The sequence below is a fragment of the Ruminococcus sp. genome (assembly GCF_016283395.1).
Genome location: NZ_JAEEMU010000041.1, coordinates 1 through 22758 on the forward strand (window position 1 = coordinate 1; position 22758 = coordinate 22758).

Below are 22758 nucleotides of genomic sequence, written 5' to 3' on the forward strand. Positions count from 1 at the left end.
TGCCACACTGAAAAAAGAAAAGCTGTATCAGATACCTACATACCGAATGAAGCGAGAAGAGGTCAAGACCATCATCTTCAGATACATCTTCGGCTACTACAATACGCAAAGAATCAATAGCTTCAATGAAGGTGGTCTCCCACCTGTGGCACTAAGGACTTATATGGGCTATGTTCAGAATAAATGGAAAATGAATATCTGTCAGACTTTGGAAATACTACGGACAAAATCCAAGTCTGTACATTTATCCTGTTGACTTTCACGCAAAAGCATGATATAATTTTAACGAAGTTTTAGACAGGAGATGTGTCAATGGATAAGATCAACGATATAATCAGTCAGATTGACAGCTATGTATGGGGACTTCCGCTTATTATCCTCATCATGGCTTGCGGAATATTACTTACATTCAGACTGAGATTTTTGCAGGTACATAAACTTGGCAAGGCATTGAAGTACATGGTGAAGAATGAAGAGGAAGGCAACGGTGAAGTATCAAGCTTCGCGGCACTTTGCACCGCTCTCTCGGCTACCGTCGGAACAGGCAATATAGTCGGAGTCGCAACGGCTATTTCGGCAGGCGGTTCAGGAGCTCTGTTCTGGATGGAGCTTGCCGCATTTTTCGGTATGGCTACAAAATACGCAGAGGGAATGCTTGCGGTAAAATACCGTATCAAGGACGAAAACGGCAATATCCTCGGCGGTCCTTTCTATTATATTGAAAACGGACTCGGAAAGAAATGGAAATGGCTTGGTAAAATGTTTGCAATTTTCGGGCTCCTTGCAGGTATCATGGGAATAGGTACTATAACCCAGATAAACGGTATCACATCAGCTGCAAATAATTTTTTTGACCCGCAGCAAAGTCATACAGTTTCTGTATTCGGCATGGAATACACTTGGACTACCGTAATTGCAGGTGCTGTAATAACTCTGCTGACCGCACTTATCGTTATTGGCGGCATCAAGCGTATTGCCACTGTTTCAGAGATAGTAGTCCCCGTAATGATAATCGCTTATGCAGGCTGCTGTCTTATCATTATTTTCTGCCATATAACAGAGATACCCACGGCATTATCATCTATCATCAAAGGCGCATTCAGCCTTAAAGCTGCAGCAGGCGGTGCGGCTGGAACTGTAATGATGTACGCTATGAAAAGCGGTGTTGCAAGAGGTATCTTCTCAAACGAAGCAGGCCTCGGCTCTGCACCTATTGCAGCCGCTGCCGCCAAAACCAACGAGCCTGTACGTCAAGGTCTTGTTACTATGACAGGTACATTCATCGACACTATCATTGTCTGTACAATGACCGGTCTCGCCATAATCATGTCAGGAAGCCACAATACCTCTGAACTTAAAGGCGTTATGATAACTATGGATGCATTTGACTACGGGCTGCCGTTCAGCGAGAGAATATCCTCGTTCATACTCATGTCCTGTCTTGCAGTGTTTGCGTTTACCACCATACTCGGCTGGAACTATTATTCGGAGCGCTGCCTTTCTTATCTGACAGGCGCTAACAAAAAGATAACAGGAATATATCGCTGGGTGTACATCGCCGCTGTTTTCATAGGTCCTTACCTTGCTGTTGAAGCAGTCTGGAATCTGGCGGACATATTCAACGGTCTTATGGCAATACCTAATGTTGTAGCGATAATCCTGCTCTCGGGAGTAATATCCTCCGAGACAAAAGATTACTTAACAAGACTAAAAGCAGGAAAAGTAAAGGAATAAAAACAGGGGCTGTTTTTTTACAGCCCCTTATTTTTTGTCATGTAGCCAGTTCATCATTTACGATTATGAGGCACGCTTTCTTGTTCAGCATAACGGAAATCTTAACGGAAATCTACTATTTTCTACTTTCCCAAAGCATAATAGCAAAAAACAAAGCCTATGTTTTTGGCTAAACATAGGCTTTTCCGTTGGTGGAGCATAGGGGACTTGAACCCCTGACCCCCACACTGCCAGTGTGATGCGCTCCCAACTGCGCTAATGCCCCAAACTGTTAAAAGTATAGCACATTATTACAGTTCTGTCAAGGGTCTTTAATAATATAGGGCGTACCCGTTGGCTTCAGAAGCTTCAACTGCATCAATCTGCTTGTTTATGATATCTGGATCATTTATCCATTCAAGCTCTGCTGAGTTTCCTGCCCATTTATCCTCGCGTCCTAGCTTATAAGCCGCAAGTCCTATGATAAGTGAAACTCCACTTCCTTCTGCAAGCTCCACCCACTCATCTAAAGTTGACAGGAAAGGCATAGTCTCATTCTCAAAGCCATAGTAAATCTGCGGTACAATATAGTCACAAAATCCGTTCTCACTCCCCCATTTCCTTACATCTGCGTATTGAGTCTCATAATTCGCCTTTATATTTCCCTGCGGACTTATGCCGAACAAAAGCCTTTCGTCCGTTTCTTTTACTGTGTCAAAAAGATTCTTTACATATCGGCTAACATTCTCGGTACGCCATGCAGCAAGGTCTGAAGATTCACTCGTTTCAAAAGCCTCTCTGTCAAAATCTGGTGAAGTCGTCGGGTAAAAGTAATCATCAATATGGACTCCGTCAACTTCGTATTTATTTATTATTTCCCTTACCGAATCGCTGAGCAATTTTTCAATTTCGGAATAAGAAGGATTAAGATACCATCTGCCGTTCACTTTCTTCACAAATGGTTTTTCCATCTCTATCCACTTCTTAACAATGAAGCTATCAGGTAAAATCTGCATTTGCTCTTCAGTTTGCATACGTAGAGGATTTATCCAAACATGAACTGAAATACCACGCTTATGAGCTTCATCGATAACTATCGCAAGAGGATCGTAGTTTCCATCAAGATAAACTCCTTTTGGATATATATCAGAGGAATAATATGCATCACCGTTTGGATGAGCGTGAAAATATACTGTATTCACGCTATCCGCTGCTGCGTTTTCAAGTATCTCCACCACATTTTTTCGAAAATCATCCTCGCTTTTCCCTTGCATATATTCAGGGAACTTAACATAAGGAATCCACATTCCTAATTGTTTCGGGTAATTCATTGGAACATAGCCACTCTTTAATTCTGTTGAACTTGATAATTCACTTAAATCGTTATATTTTCCGCTCTTATTCGGCAGCATATCAGCCGAACAACCTGACGATATGAGAAAAGCAGCTATACTTACAGTTGCAATCAACTTTTTCATGACCATCACCTCACTGCATTATATGCAGTAAACGGACATGATATGCTCATTTTTTCTCATAGAATACTATAGTCATTCTATCATTTATGTCCTGAGTTTCACCTGTCTGACGGTACCCCATTTTCTCATATAAGTGGCAGTTTCCCTCCTCCTGCAATATAGTATCAAGGCACCAGTTATCGTTCCCATGAAGTTCCTCCGCTGCTCTCATAGCAGCATATGCATAACCGTTCCCTCGATATTTTTTCATAATAAAAATAGGCGAGATTCTCTTGGCAGAACCATCCTTCATATCCACAACGCGAATAGCTCCGATTGTATTTTCACCGTGCATTATGAAATAGTAGTATGTATACGGCTGAATAAGCCTCTCCTTCACACGACTCATTGGTTCGTTTGCAGGACTTATTTCATAGTCATGATACTTTTCGAGAAGCTCAGAAAATGCTTCCACTTGCATTTTCCACAATTTTTCGCATTCTGCCATACTGATACGTTTTAACTTGATATTCATATTTACCTCATTATATAATGGACAAAAGTCATTATTTCTTTTCAGAATAATTAAAGGCTCCCGAAGAATACCTCCTCGGGAGCTTTAATGTTATATCTGATTTGCTATTGGAGCAGCTGCATTGTGCTCACCATAGCCTTCATTCTTAACGACCTCAACGTTTCTGTAACACTCCATACCTGTACCTGCAGGAATGAGCTTACCAATGATAACATTCTCCTTAAGTCCGAGGAGTCGGTCGCTCTTGCCTCTGATAGCAGCATCTGTAAGAGCCTTTGTAGTCTCCTGGAATGAAGCTGCCGACATGAAGCTGTCTGAATTTGATGAAGCCTTTGTAATACCCTGAAGAACAGGACTTGTCTGAACAAGCTGTACATTGTACTCACCTGCGTCAATACGAGCCTGAAGCTCTTCATTGATAACATCGATCTCCTTGCTGTCAACAAGTGTACCGGGGAGCAGATAACTGCTACCTGTTTCCTCAACCTTGATCTTACGAAGCATCTGACGAACGATAACCTCAATGTGCTTATCATTGATATCAACACCTTGTAAACGGTAAACCTTCTGAACTTCATTGATGATGTAGTTCTGAACAGCCTGTGTTCCAAGGATATTGAGTATGTCAGCAGGATAGATGTTACCTTCTGTAAGACGTGTTCCCTTTTCAATCTCTTCGTTCTCCTGAACTCTGATTTTAAGGTTATAAGGAATCATATAGCTTTCTGATTCACCTGTCTCATCATTATTAACAATGATATTTCTAGTGGTCTTTATCTCCTCGATATGGATTCTACCTGAAATTCTAGACAGGATAGCAGCACCCTTCGGACGTCTGCTCTCAAAGAGTTCTTCAACACGAGGAAGACCCTGTGTGATATCTTCTGCGTCGGCAGAAGCAACACCACCGGTATGGAAGGTTCTCATGGTAAGCTGTGTACCAGGCTCACCGATAGACTGAGCAGCGATGATACCAACAGCTTCACCGACTGAAACCATGTTGTTGTTTGCAAGGTTAGCACCGTAACACTTAGCACATACGCCTGTTCTGGACTTACAAGTGAGGACTGAACGTATCTTGATCTTTTCGATACCTGCGTCTATTATCTTCTTAGCATCAGCATCGTTTATGATCTTATTGCGTGAAACGATAAGTTCACCTGATTCGTCGCGGAGATCCTCAGCAAGGAATCTGCCTACGAGACGCTCTGCGAAAGGCTCAACTATTTCATTTCCGTTCTTGATCTCGAATACTTCGATACCCTCAGTAGTTCCGCAGTCCTCCTCACGTATGATAACGTCCTGAGAAACATCAACAAGACGACGTGTAAGATAACCAGAGTCAGCTGTACGAAGAGCTGTATCAGCAAGTCCTTTTCTCGCACCACGTGAAGCAATGAAGTACTCCAAGATGTTAAGGCCTTCACGATAGTTAGCTCTGATTGGGATCTCGATAACGGTACCTGACGTATTGGCGATAAGTCCACGCATACCTGCAAGCTGACGGATCTGTGAGATAGAACCACGGGCACCTGAATCAGCCATCATCCAAATAGGATTGTATTTATCAAAGTTGGACTTAAGAGCCTTTGTAACATCGTCTGTGGTATTTGTCCAAAGAGCGATGATTTTCTTAGTCTTTTCCTGTGCGGAGATATATCCGTACTCGTATTCACTTGTTATCTGCTCAACTTCTGCGTCTGCCTTTGCAAGTATATCCTTCTTCTGAGGAGGAATAGTAGCATCGCAGACAGCAACCGTAAGAGCTGCTCTTGTCGAGTACTTGTATCCAAGAGCCTTGATACGATCAAGCACCTCAGATGTAGTAGTAGTTCCATGAATCTTGATACAACGCTCAATAATATCTGAAAGCTGCTTCTTTCCTACGAGGAAAGCAACCTCAAGATCGAACTGCTTGTCGGAATTGGTTCTGTCAACGTATCCAAGGTTCTGAGGAATATTCTCGTTGAAAATGAGTCTTCCAACTGTAGCATCTATTACCTTGGATACCTTCTTGTCACCGATATCCTTTGTTATCTTTACCTTGATATTAGCGTGAAGTGATACATCATGCTCGTTATAAGCCATGAGAGCTTCATTGACATCGCGGAATACCTTGCCTTCACCTGGTTCGCCGGGCTTATCCATTGTCAGATAGTACGAACCAAGTACCATATCCTGTGAAGGAACAGCAACTGGCTTACCATCTGAAGGTTTAAGAAGGTTGTTTGCAGCAAGCATGAGGAATCTTGCCTCTGCCTGTGCCTCAGCTGAAAGCGGAAGATGAACAGCCATCTGGTCACCGTCAAAGTCAGCATTGAACGCAGAACATACAAGCGGATGGAGCTTGATAGCACGACCCTCAACGAGGATAGGCTCGAATGCCTGGATACCAAGTCTGTGAAGCGTAGGAGCACGGTTCAGCATAACAGGGTGATCTTTAATTACGTCCTCAAGAGCGTCCCATACCTTGTTATCAGCACGGTCAATGAGCTTTCTTGCACTCTTAATGTTAGCTATAGCCTTTTTATCAACGAGTCTCTTTAATACGAATGGCTTGAAAAGTTCAAGAGCCATTTCCTTAGGAAGACCACACTGATACATCTTTAGCTCAGGTCCAACAACGATAACCGAACGTCCGGAGTAGTCAACACGCTTACCGAGAAGGTTCTGACGGAAACGTCCCTGCTTACCCTTGAGCATATCTGAAAGTGACTTAAGAGCACGGTTGCTAGGACCTGTAACAGGTCTGCCGTGTCTGCCGTTGTCTATTAGAGCGTCAACAGCTTCCTGAAGCATACGCTTCTCATTTCTTACGATAATGTCAGGAGCGTCAAGCTCAAGCATTCTCTTAAGACGATTGTTTCTGTTTATTACTCTTCTGTAAAGATCGTTAAGATCTGATGTAGCATAACGTCCACCGTCCAGCATAATCATAGGACGGATATCAGGTGGGATAACAGGTACTACGCTGAGTATCATCCACTCTGGCTTGTTGCCAGAAAGACGGAATGCCTCGATTATCTGAAGTCTCTTGAGGAGCTTGACCTTTTTCTGACCAGCAGGGAGACCTACTAACTCAGCCTTGAGGTCATCAGCAACGATTTCAAGGTTGTTTCTCCAATCGATGTCCTCAAGCTCTCTGAACTTCTGACACTCTTCACATTCGCACTCTGTAGGCTTGTTGAAGCACTCAAGCTTCTTTCCGCCGAGAGACACTTTTCCCATTTCAATGAGTCTCTGCTTGTGAGTATCATATCTAGCAGGGTCATACTCATTAAGGAGCTTCCTGATAGCCTCTGCGCCCATCTCTGCCTTGAAATCGTCGCCGTACTTCTCGAGGTATGAGAGGTACTCCTTCTCGGAGAGGAGCTGCTTCTTAAGGAGCTCTGTGTTACCTGGGTCTGTTACGATGTATTTTGTGAAGTAGAGAACTTCCTCTAATCTCTTCTGAGAAACCTCAAGCACCTGACCGATACGGGAAGGTGTACCCTTGAAGTACCAGATGTGAGAAACAGGAGCAGCCAACTCGATGTGACCCATTCTCTCTCTTCTTACTCTTGCTCTTGTGACCTCAACACCGCAGCGGTCACAGATTTTTCCCTTGAAGCGTATCTTCTTGAACTTACCGCAGTGACACTCCCAGTCCTTTGTAGGTCCGAATATTCTTTCACAGAAAAGACCGTCACGCTCAGGTTTCTGGGTTCTGTAATTTATCGTTTCAGGTCTTTCAACTGCACCGTGTGACCAGCTTCTGATCTGCTCAGGCGAAGCAAGACCTATCTTTATTGATTCAAAAGTTGTAAATTCCAAACTGCTACCTCCTAATATATTAATTCGGAATTATGAATTAGGAACTGCCGACCGCAGTCTGCAAAACAGACCACAGTCGTTCATTATTCGTATCCGCTGTTCTTGATTTGTGTTCCTTATATCAGTCCTCGCTGTCGAAGTCGAAATCCTCGCCGCCGTCGTCAAGATCAAGAACGTCGTCATCCTCGGATTCAAGATCCATATCAACATCGTCCTCGTAGCTGAACTCGTCATCACCGTCAACGAAGTCGAGATCTCCGTCTTCCTCATCATCGCCTTCAAAGCCGAAGCCTGCCTCGCCAAGCTCACTTTCATTCAAGTCTGAGCTGTCAAGAGTATCCTCGTCATCGTATGAGCGTGACGGCATCGGATCATCATCGTCAAAGCTCTGAGTGAGGTCAATCTCCTCCTGATTTTCATCAAGCACCTTGACATCAAGACAGAGTGACTGCATTTCCTTGATAAGAACCTTGAAGGATTCAGGGATACCTGGAGTAGGAACGTTCTGTCCCTTAACAATAGCCTCATAGGTATTTACACGTCCGATAGTATCGTCAGACTTAACTGTAAGAATCTCCTGAAGGGTGTAAGCAGCACCGTAAGCTTCAAGAGCCCAAACTTCCATTTCTCCGAAACGCTGTCCGCCGAACTGAGCTTTACCACCCAGAGGCTGCTGTGTAACGAGTGCGTAAGGACCAACTGAACGCGCATGGATCTTATCGTCAACGAGGTGGTGGAGCTTGAGGTAGTACATATAGCCCACAGTTACGCGATTATCGAACTTTTCACCTGTACGTCCGTCATAAAGAGTAAATTTACAATCCTCTGTAAATTCCAGAGCGTTCGGATTTATTACCTTATCCATAGCCTTGAGCTCGAACATATCGTCCTTGTGCTCATTTGCATGGTCGTTGGCCATTTTGAAACATTCACGGATATCGTCCTCGTGAGCACCATCAAATACAGGAGTCATGATGTGCCAGCCGAGAGCCTTACAAGCCATACCGAGATGAACTTCAAGAACCTGTCCAATGTTCATTCGTGAAGGAACACCGAGAGGATTGAGTACGATATCGAGTGGAGTACCATCTGGAAGGAATGGCATATCCTCCTCAGGAAGTATACGTGAAACAACACCCTTGTTACCGTGACGGCCGGCCATCTTATCGCCGACTGTGATCTTACGCTTCTGAGCAATGTAGCAGATAACACGCATATTTACTCCTGCTGAAAGCTCGTCACAGTTATCTCTTGTGAATACCTTTACGTCTACGATAACACCAGATTCACCATGAGGTACCTTAAGTGAATTATCACGAACTTCTCTTGCCTTCTCACCAAAGATAGCACGGAGAAGTCTTTCTTCAGCCGTAAGCTCAGTCTCACCCTTTGGAGTTACCTTACCAACAAGAATATCACCAGAATTAACTTCGGATCCTATGCGGATAATACCATTTTCGTCGAGATTTGCAAGTGCATCATCGCCCACGTTCGGAATATCACGTGTGATTTCCTCTGGTCCGAGCTTTGTATCACGACACTCTATCTCGTATTCTTCTATATGAACTGATGTGAATACATCTTCTCTTACAAGGCGCTCGTTAAGAAGAACGGCATCCTCGTAGTTGTAGCCTTCCCATGTCATGAAGCCTATGAGGGCATTCTTACCAAGTGAGATCTCTCCGTCGGCTGTTGCAGGACCATCTGCAAGCACCTGACCCTTTTTGACCTCCTCGCCTGCTGTAACGATAGGTCTCTGATTTACACAGGTACCCTGGTTGGAACGCTTGAATTTAATAAGCTCGTACTTATGCTCAACACCATCAGTGTCAACCATAGTGATCTTATCTGCATCAACATATGTTACCTTTCCGTCGTAATCGGAAACAACGCATACACCCGAATCAACCGCAGCCTTATATTCCATACCTGTACCAACGAAAGGACGCTCTGTCTTGAGGAGCGGAACAGCCTGACGCTGCATGTTAGATCCCATGAGGGCACGGTTAGCGTCATCGTTCTCAAGGAACGGAATCATAGAAGTAGCTACTGAAACAACCATCTTAGGTGAAACGTCCATGTAGTCAACTTTTTCACGCTCGCACTCGAGTATCTGCTCACGGAAACGTGCATTTACACGAGGTCTTGCCAGCTTGTTGTCCTCTGTTAGAGGCTCGTTAGCCTGAGCAACTACGAAGTTGTCTTCCATATCAGCTGTCATGTAAACGACTTCATTTGTAACTACGCCTGTAGTCTTATCAACCTTTCTGTAAGGAGCCTCAACGAAACCATATTCATTGATTCTTGCGAAAGTAGCAAGATAAGAGATAAGTCCGATATTAGGACCTTCAGGTGTCTCAATAGGACACATTCTTCCATAGTGGCTGTAGTGAACGTCACGTACCTCAAATCCGGCACGGTCTCTTGAAAGACCACCAGGTCCGAGAGCTGAAAGACGTCTTTTATGAGTAAGCTCGGCAAGAGGATTGTTCTGATCCATGAACTGCGAGAGTGGTGAGGAGCAGAAGAACTCCTTCATAGCCGAAGAAATAGGTCTTATATTAATAAGAGTCTGTGGGGTTAGAGTATTTACATCCTGAGTCTGGAGATTCATTCTTTCACGGATGCCGCGCTCCATTCTTGTGTAACCGATACGGAACTGGTTCTGAAGGAGCTCACCAACTGAACGAATACGCCTGTTTCCAAGATGGTCGATATCATCGACAGTACCTACGCCCTCACAAAGGTTGAGGAAGTAGCTGATGGAAGCTCTGATATCATCAAGTGTGATATACTTTGGTGAGAGCTCGTCTGCCTTCTTCTTGATTGTTTCCTCGAGCTCGTCTGCATCTGCGGCGTTGTCTATGATATCCTTGAGAACATTGAAAGAAACTTTCTCATTGATGCCATACTTCTCAGCGTCGAAATCAACATAGCCCTTGATGTCAACCATACCGTTACCAATAACCTTAACGGTCTTCTCCACCATACGGACTGATGTCTCGCCGCGCTCATCAGTAAAGTACTCCTTAGCCTCAACATTTACATACGCACTGTAAACGCCTGCCTGCTCAATCTCACAGGCCTTATCGTAAGTAAGAGTCTCACCTGCATCAGCAAGTATCTCACCTGTCATTTCATTGATAATAGGCTGAGCAAGAGTTCTGCCTGAAAGACGTGAAGCAATACCAAGCTTCTTGTTATACTTGTATCGTCCGAAACGGCAGAGGTCATACCTCTTAGCCTCGAAGAAAAGGTTATTGAGATGACTTACTGCACTTTCTACCGTAGGAGGCTCACCCGGACGGAGTTTCTTGTAAACATCTATAAGAGCGTCTGAGCGGTTCTTGGTCTGATCCTTCTGGAGGATAGTCTGTCTGAGGCGCTCATCATCGCCATAAATCTCAAATATCTCCTCATCTGTCCCCTCTTCACCGAGAGCTCTGATGAAGGTAGTTAGCGGTATTTTTCTGTTCTTATCTATACGAACGTAAACAACGTCGTTAGAATCCTGTTCATACTCCAGCCATGCACCACGGTTAGGGATTATCTGTGAGCTGAAGAGGTCTTTACCTGTCTTGTCCTTAGTGAATGAATAGTAAACACCCGGCGAACGAACGAGCTGAGATACAATAACACGCTCAGCACCATTGATAACGAAAGTTCCGCTGTCAGTCATGAGAGGGAAGTCGCCCATATAGATCTCGCTTTCACTGACTGCACCTGTTTCCTTGTTTGCAAGTGTAGCGGTTGCTTTCATCGAGACCTGATAGGTAGCTCCTCTGGATTTACATTCTGCGAGAGAATACTTGGGAGTATCGTCAAAGCGGTAGTCCTTGAAGTTGAGGACGAGATTGCCGTTGTAGTCAGTGATGGCGGTCATCTCGCGGAACACCTCGCGAAGACCTTCTTCCTTGAACCACTTATACGAGTTCTTCTGTACCTCGATAAGGTTCGGCATCTCCAGAGGCTCGGTAATCTTACCGAAGCTCATTCTGACATTCTTTCCCAGCTGCTTAGGTGTAACATTCACCATAGGCGGAACCTCCTTGTATTTTTTTACTGCCGTTCGTCAGCGACCGGCGCATGAGCGGCAGAAATTATTGTTTGTTATCGTATCCTATGAAAAATTTTTTCGCAAAAACTATTGACAAGCCTGTGCATAATGTGCTATAATATCTTGCAAAATAGCGAGACTATTCCATATTGATACATTATTACATTATAATACAGTTCCTGTCCAATGTCAAGGGACTATGAAAAGATTTATCGAAAGCACCTGTTTTCACAAAAAACAGGTGCCTTTTTTGTGCATTTTTGTCTTATCCCCAACGTTGCATATACATAAAAAAGCTGAGGACTAAAAATGTCCTCAGCTTTTTATCATGCCGCATCTACTCTTTCAACGATGTAGCCTTTTTCTTTCAGTATATCATCAACACCCTTATCGCCTGCGAAATGCGCACTTCCTACCATGAAGAAATAATTATCGCCGTTTTTGAGGTACTCCTCAGCCTTTTCAGCCATACCTGCATTGCGCTTGTAGAGGATAGTGTCCATATAATCGGCATAATCATCTTCAAGCTCCTCGGGAATATCATCTTCTTCGTCCTCTTCATCGAGCTCGTCTATATCGCCCGAAGCCCATGCATCATACATTTCGGCAAACTCCTTTGTATATTCCTTCATATCATCTGCCTTATCTATAGTCTCGGATATCATATAATCCGAAAGCTCATCGGAAAGAGAAGTTATAACGCTTGCCTGTATATCTATAGTTTCTATGTCAACAACCTTTTTGCCGTCCTCATCTGCCATAGTTATAAATCTTGCGTCAACGCCTGATTCCTCAATATTCCCGATGCTCAGAACGCTTACAGACTCGATCTGTGAAGCCCAGAAGCCTGCACTGTAGGTATCAAACATAGGGCTGTACATACCTTTTTCAGAGAGATAATTCTTCATTTTCACGTAAGTCTCTTCCGAGATATGGTCTTTGACCGTAGTTCCGTCTGTGTAGACAAGCTTTTGGTAGAATCCCTGGAGCTGCTCCATATCCTCCATAAGACTGTTTATATTTATCTCAACAGCCACGCCGTCGCATTTTTTGTAAACGTCCATAATGTAATCGGGAAGCGGAAAAGTATTGTCTGTGACAACATGGATCGTTCCCATCATATAGAGCTCATTGCCTGTAGCAGGATCAGTTACCTTCCACATAGCAGGAGTGATATCGGTCACGGATACATAATCGTTTATATCTGTTTCATCTCTTTTTGCCGCTTCTGTAGTCTGCTCTGCAGTTTCTGTCTCAGTCGCAGCCTCTGTGGTCTGTTCCTCTGTCAACGCAGCAGTAGTCGCTTCCTGCTCCTTTTTGCTGTCCGTATTTTTCTTTGTGCATGAAAACGAGCCGACAGCGCATAATAATGCAGCTGCGGCTGCGATAACACGTTCAGTTTTCATAAAAAAAATAATCCTTTCGCTTTTACATTAAAAGCCATCATCGATAAGGTCATAGTGAGCGTCAATTGCTTTCAGACAGAACTCCGTATCACTTGTTATAATGCCCTGAACCATTTTTTCATGACATTCCTGAAGCTTCATCTGCATACTGTGATCGGCAGTTATCAGAAAATCATCTATCCACCTCATATACACCTCTGATACAGCATTCATGAAGGTTATCCAGAAGCTGTTCTCGGTAGCGTAAATAAGCGAATAGTGGAAGTCCCTGTCTGCAAGCGAATTCTCACTTGTGCCCTCGGACTCCTTTAGTCTGTTGAGAGCCGCAACTATATTGAGCTTATGCTCATTGCTGCATCCTCTTCCGATAAGATAACTGCAAACAGTCTTTTCCATGCTTCTTCTGAAAGAACATATCTCTTCTTTTGTAGTTCTGTTCATAAGCAGCATTACGTCCATAGCCTTAGCGATAGACTCTGAGATATTATCGGTAAGATAATTTCCCGAGCCCTGTTTTCCATTGACAATCCCAAGTATTTCAAGACCTCTGAGTGCCTCTCTGACAGTGTTTCTGCTGATCCCGAGCTTTTCCGAGATACTGCGTTCAGTCGGCAGCTTGTCCCCTACCTGCAGCATTCCGCCTCTGATAAGGTCAAGTATATAGTCGATCGTCTTGCGGTATTCACTGTTCCCCATAGCTCCTCCTTATATAATATAATAATAATGGTATATAAAAATTATAGCATATCTTTTTATGCAAGTCAACAGCATAATGTAAATATTTTCCGATCCCCCTAATATCGGCACATTCACAGTAAAAGTCTATATGTATCACACCAAAGGAATTTTCCCTTAAAAAATCCTGTTTCGTTACAGCATATATACTTTTAATATGAGTGTCATATCCAAGAAGCCCCTGCTATAACGGCAGGGGCGTGAATATCACTTCTTGCTCTTTTTCTTTGTCTTTTTTTCAGGCTTCTTTTCGGTCTTTTCAGACTTTTTACCGCTCTTTCCGCTTTCGTACTCAGCCATAGCTTCTGTGAGCACCTTTCTGCACTCAGGCAGTTTCTCCTTTTCATCATCTGGAAGCTCAGGGTACTCGGGCTTGCAAGCCTTCAAAGCGTCAAGGAGTATCTCGGTCACGAGATATCTTGTATACCATCTCTGATCACCCGGGAGCACATACCACGGTGCCTCCTTGGTGGATGTCTTATTTATAACATCGTTAAAGCATTTGAGATATGCGTCGTATTTGTCCCTTACTTTAAGGTCATCGGCGCGGAATTTCCAGTTTTTCTCGGGAAGCTCGATACGTTCGAGGAGCTGTGCAGTCTGTTCCTCTTTTGAAACATGGAGGAATATCTTCACAACGCGGTAGCTGTTCTCATAGAGATACTTCTCGAAATTGTTCACCTGCTCATAACGCTTCTCAAAGAATTCCTTCTTCGAGTCATCGAGTATCCTGTCCGACATATGATAGCCTTTCCATATATCCTCAGCCTGTACGGTAACAAGGTCCTCATAATGGCTTCTGTTGAATATGGCTATCTCGCCTCTGCGGGGGATATTCTGATGGATTCGCCAGAGATAGTCGTGAGCAAGCTCATCGGAAGTAGGTGCTTTGTAGTAATGCACCTTTACTCCCTGCGGATTGATGCCGCTGAAAACATTCTTTATAGTAGAGTCCTTTCCCGAAGCGTCCAACGCCTGGATAACAACGATAAGTCCTTCTCTTGCATCAGCATAGAACTTGTCCTGCAATGCAGCAAGCTCAAGCTTGTTTTCCTCATATTTTTTTATGATCTCTTCCTTATCAACATTATCCTCTTTGCTGTTTGTGGGGAGTTTCCGAATATCGGTCTTTTTACCTCCGATGATGTACTTTTCCGCCTTCATTGTAATTACCTCCGTTCATTTATGGGATCATTGCTTTATTTGATTTGTATCATATTCCGGGTACGACAGGCGCAACAGTCATCATGCTGTAGACCATAAGGGAGTACAGTGCAGCCTGACTTGCCGCCATGAGCACACGTTTTTTCAGTTCATCATTTATATTTATATCTCTTGCATAAGCAGTTGTCAGAAGCATGAAAGCATGGCAGCCGGGCTCGTCGCCGTCAAATCCCGAAAGATCGAACACCGCCTTATGCTGTGCAAGGAAGGCTTCAACATCGCTGACATCGCCGATTATCTCGCTGCTGTCGAAATCAGCTATGGATATTGCCGCCAGCATCGCCAGTTCATAACGCTTGCCGTATTTCTTGCCCTTTTTGAGCATACTGTCATAAAGCTCCTTGAATTTCGCGCACTTGTCCTCAGGCTTGCCGTCAGACATTGCCAGAACATGGGATACCGACTGCATACTGTTCTTTGCGTCACTGTGCTTGAGGAGCTTGTAGCTCGCCTCCATGTCCTCTATAAGGTCGTCATCGGACTTCTCCGAAAATGCAAGCATAACAGCAAAAGCTATATTCTCCTTTGTGGTAAGGATACGGTGCTCTCTTTTCATTCTGTCGTATAGCTGCCTTCCGCGCTTGATATACTCCTCAGCCTTTTCGGCAGGGACTATCTTTGTGAAAAGCATGGACAGCAGAGCCAGATGCTCCGAATTTGCAAAATACTTCCGCATCATCTCATAGCACTGCATATACTGCTTTAATTCGCCCCGAGGGTCATCGCTTACGGAAATAAGCGAAGCGATAAGCGGACGTATAGTACTGCGGAAGCTTGAAAGCATTTTGGGATCAGCCTTGATGAATGTCATGCTGGCTTTGTATTTTGCTAAGTCAAATTCCGCATCAGCAGCACAGAAAACACTTGCACATACAGGATAGAGTATATCCCTTTCAAGCGGGCAAAGATCGGTAAACAGCCCGAGATTGAGCAGATACTTGTCACAGAGTTTCTTGAGAAGCTCCTTCATGGCGCACCTCCCTAACATTTCATCTCAAAAATAATATATCAGAATATCATAAAAGTGTCAAAGCACTTTTTGCGCACAATTTATATTACAGATACGAATCATGTCAATTTATTACCATTGAAGCAGCAGCGTCCCCAAAACCTGCTTACTTCGTCATTTCAGGCAGCTTCATCACAGTATATATGAAGCTTGATAAAACATTTTGGTATCTATATAAAAATATTATATCACACTTCTCAAACAATTTCAACCAAAATTATATAAAAAATCATTTTTTTTCGTACAAAAACTACGATGAGCCGTAAGAAAAGAGCTGTACCATTACAGTACAGCTCCTTCTGATTTGTCCCTTACAATATATTTCTATCTCTTTGCGGAGTGCAGTTCCGCGCAAAAAGCGTCATGAAAACAGAACAAGTGCTCAGTCTGCCCATTCCGCCTTTTACACTGACAATTATATTATCACCCCATTGATAAATCAAGACTTTTATTGCTATAGGGAGCATAATTTGGTCAAATAATGCGAAATTTCGCTGATTTTCAATCATTATATTACCAAATCGCACCTTTCACATATTTCACTCCCATGAAATATCCGAGATAGTGACAGTATGTGCTCCTATCGCAGCAGCGTCGTCGATATTTCCGAGCTGGAACTTTATATCCGCTTTCATATCGCTTGGGAATACCACGTCGAAGCTGTAATGCTTCTTTTCGGGAGTAAGCGTCAGCTTTTCGTCAAGATAACGGGTATATGCACTATCCTCGGCAGTCAGTACCATACTGCGCTGAGCGGTGGAGCTGATATCGAAACTGATAGTGTGCTTTTCTCCCGCCTTGACAGCCTGACCTCTCAGCAGCCCCATAACAGCATATTCCAGTGAACCTGCATTTTTGATATCGACTATGGTACAGCCCTCTCTATTTGCAACAGAAGCCTCCGCGCCCTCGATGTAATTATCCAGCGGCAAAGAGCTCATTTCGGAAGGAACGAACTGAGAACCCGTTTTTTCATAAACTCTTACGTAATCTATATCGAAGTGCTTTTCGCCGTCTGCAAATGTATTAGGTTCAGCGTAGATACCGTCGATACCGTCAAAATGTCCGCCGACAGCGAAATTGAGAATAATATAGAAATTCTGGTCAAAGGGCGCAGGATAGCTGAAGCCCTCGGAATACCAGTCGGTCTGAGTGCTGTACAGGTTTCCGTCCACATACCAGCGTATCTCGCCGCGCTCCCACTCAATACTATAAGTATGCCAGTTCTGAGTGCCGTCACCGTCAGTGAATTTGTAGTCATTGGTGAGATAAGTATTGTTAGGCCATTGTCCGCCGAAATGGATAGTTCCGCATATCTTTTCGGGAGTGCTTCCCCAGCCCTCCATGATATCTATTTCGCCCGATGCAGCCCAGCCGCCGTAGGCACTGTCCTCGGGGAGCATCCATATAGCAGGCCAGAGTGACTTTCCCGAGTCACATCTTGCCCTGACCTCTATTTTACCGCCGCAGGTGGAGAACTTGTGAGCGGTATTGATACGCGCAGATGTATAATCATAGCTTCCCTGTACCTCATCGGCAAGTCTTTCTTTTCTTGCTGCAATAGTGAGGATACCGTCCTTGACAGTGGTATTCTTATCAGTATAGAACTCCTGCTCGTTGTTGCCCCAGCCGTTGGTAACGTAGTTGCCGTTGTCGTCCAGCTTCCAGTTGCCCAGCTCATAGGACCATTTGTCCATATCCAGCGAATTGCCGCTGAATTCATCGCTCCATATGAGTTTATAGCCGTCCTCGGGAGCAGCTTCCGCACCGTTTCCCAGCAGGAAACCGCTGAGTCTTTTCAGCTCCGACTCGGAAGTACCGCCCTTCCTCGCACTTACCATATCGAATATATCAACAATGCCGTCATTATTATAGTCCATGACAGCAGTACCGTCAGCACATACCGAGACAGGAACAGCCGCCGCAAATATCAGCGCAGCTGCCAATGCTTTGATACACTTCATAAATACCGCCTCCTGTTTAAAAGATAGTTTTACGCCATAATTCTAACATTTAAAACAGGCTGTGTCAAGCATTAAAGCCGTTTTTTTATGTGCAAAAGGAACATTTTTTCAATTCGGCACACTGTTATTTAATTGCATTTCGGCGACTTTTCAGTATTACACTTGCAATACAAAAATCACCATGATATAATGTAGTGTGTCCGCAATGACCGTCTGACGGCGTTTATTGCCCGAACTCGGTTCGGCAAGCGCAAAAAATTGCGCGTCATAATTTTTGATGTCAAGCTCATTTTGCCTAAAATGGCAGATGCAGAATGATATATATAAGCTTATATTTCGTTCGCTTGCAGTTAACTTTAACGGATATAAGATACAATTACGGAGGTTAAGATAATGAAAAAGATAATTTCATCTATAGCAGTATGCTCATTAGCTATCTGTGCTCTTGCTTCTTGCGGAAGCGAAAAATCAGCAAAATCAGCAAAATCTGCTGACATAGCAGGTAAATGGTCCATCGACTCGCTTGAGAACGAGTCTATAGAGCAAGGCGGCATCATCTTCAATGACGGCAAGGGTTCCGCTTATACAGACAGCTCTAAAATGTTCCACTTCAACGACGAAGGTCTTGTGATCGGCAGCGATGATGACACAGCTACAAGAACGATCTCAAAAGATCTGTTCAAGGAAGAGGGAAAGACATTAACAATTGACCTTTCAGGAATGGAACTGCTCATAATGAACAAGCTTGACGAAACAGAAGGCTACAACGGAACATATTCCCTGGACGGCGGCATCTTATACGAACAGCTGTCCGCACAGATCTCAGGAAGCGAAGAGAATACAGCAGAAGCCGTTGATATCACACTTATATTTAACGGCGATAAAAGTGAAATGATCTTCAACGATCTGTTCGATTACGAAACCAAAGACGGTCACCTCACATTATCAGGCAATTCTGACGTAATGGGTCTCTCAACCGACGGCAATTCTGCCGAATATAAAATTGAAGGCGACAAGCTGACTATAATAACTAAAAACGGAACTGAAACTTTTACAAGAGTAAAATAAAACAGTCATCAAAAAGCTGCCGAACAGGCAGCTTTTCTTGATTTCACACAAAGGAGAAAACCATGGCAAATATTATCGAGATATCAGACCTTTCAGCACCCGAACTCGCACCATACAGGAACACAGCCGAAAAAGAACTTGAAGCAGCAGGCATTTTCGTAGCCGAAAGCCCTAATGTCATCCGAACTGCATTAAATTTTGGATTTACCCCGATTTCGCTGCTTATGGAACGTAAATATATAAATATACAAGCTGCCGATATTATTGAACTATGTGGAAACATTCCTGTTTATACTGCTCCATCGCAGGTGCTTACGGAGCTGACAGGATTTAAAATGACTCAGGGCGTACTTTGCGCAATGTGCCGCAGGGCTCTGCCCTCACCTGCGAGCATACTCGCAGGTGCTGAGCGGATCGCAGTGCTGGAAGATATAATGAACCAGACAAACATCGGCGCGATCTTCCGCTCAGCTGCGGCACTCGGCTTCGATGCAGTGCTGCTCACTCCCTCTTGCAGCGATCCTCTTTTCCGCCGTTCGATACGTGTCAGCATGGGTACAGTATTTCAGATCCCATGGACTTATCTTGAAAACGAGCCGCCTTACTATATAAATGTATTAAAGGAGTACGGTTTCGCAGCAGCTGCAATGGCACTGAGAAATGACACAGTAAGGATAGACGATACAAAGCTTGCCTCAGAAAAAAAGCTTGCCGTCATTCTCGGAACAGAAGGAAGCGGTCTGAAAGCGGAAACAATTTCAGCCTGCGACTACACAATTAAGATACCGATGCAGCACGGTGTAGACTCGTTAAACGTCGCAGCAGCCAGTGCTGTTGCCTTCTGGCAGTTAAGCAAAAAGTGATAATCTTCACATTGCGGAAAAAATTTTGAAATAATCTGTACAAAAACTATTGAATTTTTCTATAACTTGTGGTATAATATGGTTGTAAGTTTATCGGAGAACGGTAAACGCCTCCCCGTTTTCCGTGAAAAAAGGAGGAATTCAAATGGTCTTAAAAAGGCTGCTGGCTGCGGCTGCCTCCTTCCTTTTGGTCGGAAGCAGTGCCAAATTCCCCACTACCATTGTTGTGGCGGCGGATGCAGAAGTCGAGTATCTGTGCCGAGATTACCACGACTTCTCAGGCGACCAGCACTACATGGACAAGTACAACACTGCAACTTCCCAACATTTCCAGATCATCTGGGGCAATGACGATCAGACAGGTCTAATCAATGACACGTTCATCAAGCTCAACCTCGATCAACTTGAAAAATACCGCGAAATCTATACAACAGAGCTTGGCATGAATGACTCCTCTGAATCCGTTTTCACCCCCGACGGGAAAAAGTACAAGACCAACATTTATCTTACAAGAACGGGACTTCCCGATTTCGAGGAGGGCTGGGCATACATGAGTGCCGAACCATTCACAGGATTTGCCTACATTTTCTGTGATCCTGCCGCAATGATGCAGTTGGACGGTACTGATTCAGCATCTCTCCCTCACGAATACGGACACGTTCTTACCTATCACTCAAAAGGCTGGACCGACCAGACTATCACAGGTCCTTGGTGGGAAGCAGTCGCAAACTGGTTCAAGGAGCAGTATTTCGATACTCTTGAAACTCCTACAACGCATTTTTTCCTTCCCTATCTCAGAAATATGAATCTAACAATTCCCCATGGAAGAATGTACTATGAGGCGTGGATATTCCTCCAGTATCTTTCCGAAAATCCTGACAATTTTGACGCTCTGGGCAAGGACTTTATCATGCGGCTTCAGACCGAAGCTAAACCAAACGAATACCCATTCGATACTATCGAAAGGCTTTCCGGCTGTGATATGAAGGAGCTTATCGGTAGTTTCGCAAAACACATGGCTACCCTCGATTTCAAAAACAAGGAGCTGTACAACGAAGCCCTCAGCAAATCCCTCGAAGATCCGTTTGTATGGCAGCTCATATACACTCAGCCAGAGCCTGCTCCCGATAAAGAGAACTGTTACATAGTTCCCGAAGAGAAAGCTCCTATGCAGACAGGTCTGAATGTTATCCCTCTGAATATCGAAGGAAAACGTGTGTCCGTCACACTCCGCGGCATCTCCGACGCTGAAGAAGCCGACTGGCGTGCTTGTCTCGTTACGGAAAAGAAGGACGGAACAACTAATTATTCTCCGCTTTTCTCAGAAGGTACAAAGACCATTGCCCTCGACGGCACAGAGACAGCTCTTTACCTTACTGTAGCAGCTACTCCCGATGAAATTATCCCGAACAATTTCTATGACAAGGCTGAGAGCGGAGACCAGTACTCATACACCAAAAGCGACTATAAACGCCGCTATCCCTACGAATTTGATATCAAGGGTGCTTCACCTATGTACCGCGATATCAAGAAAAGTATTGAAGGACATAAACACCCCAACGGCGGCGGCTTTGTTGCCGAAACTGTTGAGATAGACGACTCCGTTTACGTCGGACAGGACGCAATGGTGCTCGGAAACTCAGTTATCACAGACAAAGTTGTTATCACAGATCACGCCGTAGTCAATAATGCCACTATTTCCGATAACGCAAGAATAAGCGATTATGCCTGTGTTTACGGATTCTGGTGGGCAACACCAACTATAAGCGGAAACGCTAAGATCGGCGAGAATGCCGTTGTTACCGCAGGTGCTTCTGTATCGGGGAATGCCCGTATAATGGGCAATGCCTACCTCCTCGATGAATACTCCGTAACCGATGACGCTACCGTAAAGGGTACTGCTTATTGCTACGGAAAGGGAGTTGCCTCAGGTCAGGCTATACTCGACGGTGATTTCTACAATGAAAATTCTGTTTCACACGGCGCAGCCTTTGGCTGGATGGAATCAGATGAATACAACGAAGAACTCCCATATACTGACGGTCTGTATGCAGGATATGAATTTGACCGCAAGAGCAACGTATTTGCCTACGATACATACGGTGCTACAAACGGCATAATCAGAAATGCACCTCTCTGGCAGGAACACCGCGCAACTGCGGACGGAGTAATAACCTTCAACGGAGAAAACCAGTACATCATCTGCGATAAGACTCTTGTGGACTACAAGAATATGGAGATATGCACTTCTGTTCTCTGGCGCGGCGGCAATGCCGATCAGCGTGTTTTTGATTTTGGAAACGGTACTTCAATGTACTTCACACCCGCAAACAAGGACGGCAGACCTGAGTTCGGCATCGGCGATACAAAGATAGTATCAAGGGCCGAGTTTGAAAAGGGCGCATGGTATATCGTCCGCGTTATAATCAGCAATAATACAGCAAAGCTCATAATAAACGGCAAAACAATCGGAAGCGCAAAGCTTACCACACTTCCCGAGCAGACATTCAGTCCGCTCACACGCTGCTATATAGCACGCGGTCATTCGGGCAACTACTTCAATGGTTCTATGGATTATTTCCGCGTATATTTCCATGAAGCAGACGATCCCGAATACTACTACACAGGAAAAGAGATATTGCTTTCAGAGCCTACAATTTTAGGCGATGCAAACTGCGACGGTATCATTGACGAAGAAGATGTGAGCCTTATAATGAAGGCTGTTGCATTTCCTTCAAGCTACGGCGTAAAGGGCACTAACCCTGCACATATAACTGTACAGGGACTGTCTAACGCTGACGTTTACGAACCCGGCGGCGGACTTACAAATCAGGACGCTCGCTCAATAAGCAGATACATCGAAGGTGTTATCAAATCACTTCCCGAAAAATAATAACATAAAACAGGCTGCAAG

At 44.3% G+C, this 22758-nt stretch carries 14 protein-coding genes and 1 tRNA gene; 5 read left to right on the forward strand and 10 right to left on the reverse strand.

Going from position 1 to position 22758, the window contains the following annotated elements:
* A partial coding sequence (locus QZZ41_RS08920) for a hypothetical protein (protein ID WP_367267470.1) occupies positions 1–256 on the forward strand: 256 nt, incomplete at its 5' end.
* A 56-nt stretch (positions 257–312) separates the two neighbouring features.
* The gene (locus QZZ41_RS08925) at positions 313–1734 is read left to right on the forward strand and encodes a sodium:alanine symporter family protein (protein WP_028515271.1); all 1422 of its coding nucleotides are present in this window, start codon (positions 313–315) and stop codon (positions 1732–1734) included.
* Between the two features lie 189 nt (positions 1735–1923).
* Here the strand turns inward: QZZ41_RS08925 and QZZ41_RS08930 are convergent.
* The 10 genes from QZZ41_RS08930 to QZZ41_RS08975 all read right to left on the reverse strand — a co-directional run bounded on the left by QZZ41_RS08930 (position 1924) and on the right by QZZ41_RS08975 (position 17913).
* A tRNA-Ala gene (locus tag QZZ41_RS08930) sits at positions 1924–1999 on the reverse strand.
* 46 nt (positions 2000–2045) lie between these two features.
* Positions 2046–3191, reverse strand: a complete 1146-nt coding sequence (locus QZZ41_RS08935) for a family 10 glycosylhydrolase (protein ID WP_295070639.1) — start codon at positions 3189–3191, stop codon at positions 2046–2048.
* A gap of 46 nt (positions 3192–3237) precedes the next feature.
* A complete protein-coding gene (locus QZZ41_RS08940) occupies positions 3238–3705 on the reverse strand; it encodes a GNAT family N-acetyltransferase (RefSeq protein WP_295070642.1) in 468 nt (155 codons plus the stop codon).
* A 90-nt stretch (positions 3706–3795) separates the two neighbouring features.
* A complete protein-coding gene (rpoC, locus tag QZZ41_RS08945; RefSeq protein WP_295070645.1) occupies positions 3796–7518 on the reverse strand; it encodes a DNA-directed RNA polymerase subunit beta' in 3723 nt (1240 codons plus the stop codon).
* Between the two features lie 121 nt (positions 7519–7639).
* Entirely contained in the window at positions 7640–11554 is a 3915-nt protein-coding gene (gene rpoB, locus QZZ41_RS08950) for a DNA-directed RNA polymerase subunit beta (RefSeq protein WP_295070648.1), read from the reverse strand.
* Between the two features lie 347 nt (positions 11555–11901).
* Entirely contained in the window at positions 11902–12981 is a 1080-nt protein-coding gene (locus tag QZZ41_RS08955; RefSeq protein ID WP_295070651.1) for a TraB/GumN family protein, read from the reverse strand.
* A 27-nt stretch (positions 12982–13008) separates the two neighbouring features.
* The gene (locus QZZ41_RS08960; RefSeq protein WP_074714378.1) at positions 13009–13677 is read right to left on the reverse strand and encodes a GntR family transcriptional regulator; all 669 of its coding nucleotides are present in this window, start codon (positions 13675–13677) and stop codon (positions 13009–13011) included.
* Positions 13678–13923: 246 nt separating this feature from the next.
* Complete coding sequence (locus QZZ41_RS08965) at positions 13924–14880, reverse strand: PPK2 family polyphosphate kinase (RefSeq protein WP_295070655.1); 957 nt, start codon at positions 14878–14880, stop codon at positions 13924–13926.
* A gap of 49 nt (positions 14881–14929) precedes the next feature.
* The gene (locus tag QZZ41_RS08970) at positions 14930–15910 is read right to left on the reverse strand and encodes a DUF4003 family protein (protein ID WP_295070657.1); all 981 of its coding nucleotides are present in this window, start codon (positions 15908–15910) and stop codon (positions 14930–14932) included.
* Positions 15911–16488: 578 nt separating this feature from the next.
* Positions 16489–17913, reverse strand: a complete 1425-nt coding sequence (locus tag QZZ41_RS08975) for a glycoside hydrolase family 16 protein (RefSeq protein WP_295070660.1) — start codon at positions 17911–17913, stop codon at positions 16489–16491.
* Positions 17914–18306: 393 nt separating this feature from the next.
* Between QZZ41_RS08975 and QZZ41_RS08980 the strand changes: the two genes are divergently transcribed.
* The 3 genes from QZZ41_RS08980 to QZZ41_RS08990 all read left to right on the forward strand — a co-directional run bounded on the left by QZZ41_RS08980 (position 18307) and on the right by QZZ41_RS08990 (position 22737).
* Positions 18307–18981, forward strand: coding sequence for a hypothetical protein (locus QZZ41_RS08980; protein ID WP_295070665.1), 675 nt, complete (start codon positions 18307–18309; stop codon positions 18979–18981).
* Between the two features lie 62 nt (positions 18982–19043).
* Positions 19044–19844: an RNA methyltransferase gene (locus tag QZZ41_RS08985; RefSeq protein WP_295070667.1), complete on the forward strand. Its 801-nt coding sequence runs from the start codon at positions 19044–19046 to the stop codon at positions 19842–19844.
* Between the two features lie 145 nt (positions 19845–19989).
* Positions 19990–22737 (forward strand): DUF6055 domain-containing protein, encoded by a 2748-nt coding sequence (locus QZZ41_RS08990; RefSeq protein WP_295070670.1) that lies wholly within the window; start codon positions 19990–19992, stop codon positions 22735–22737.
* Positions 22738–22758: the final 21 nt, after the last annotated feature.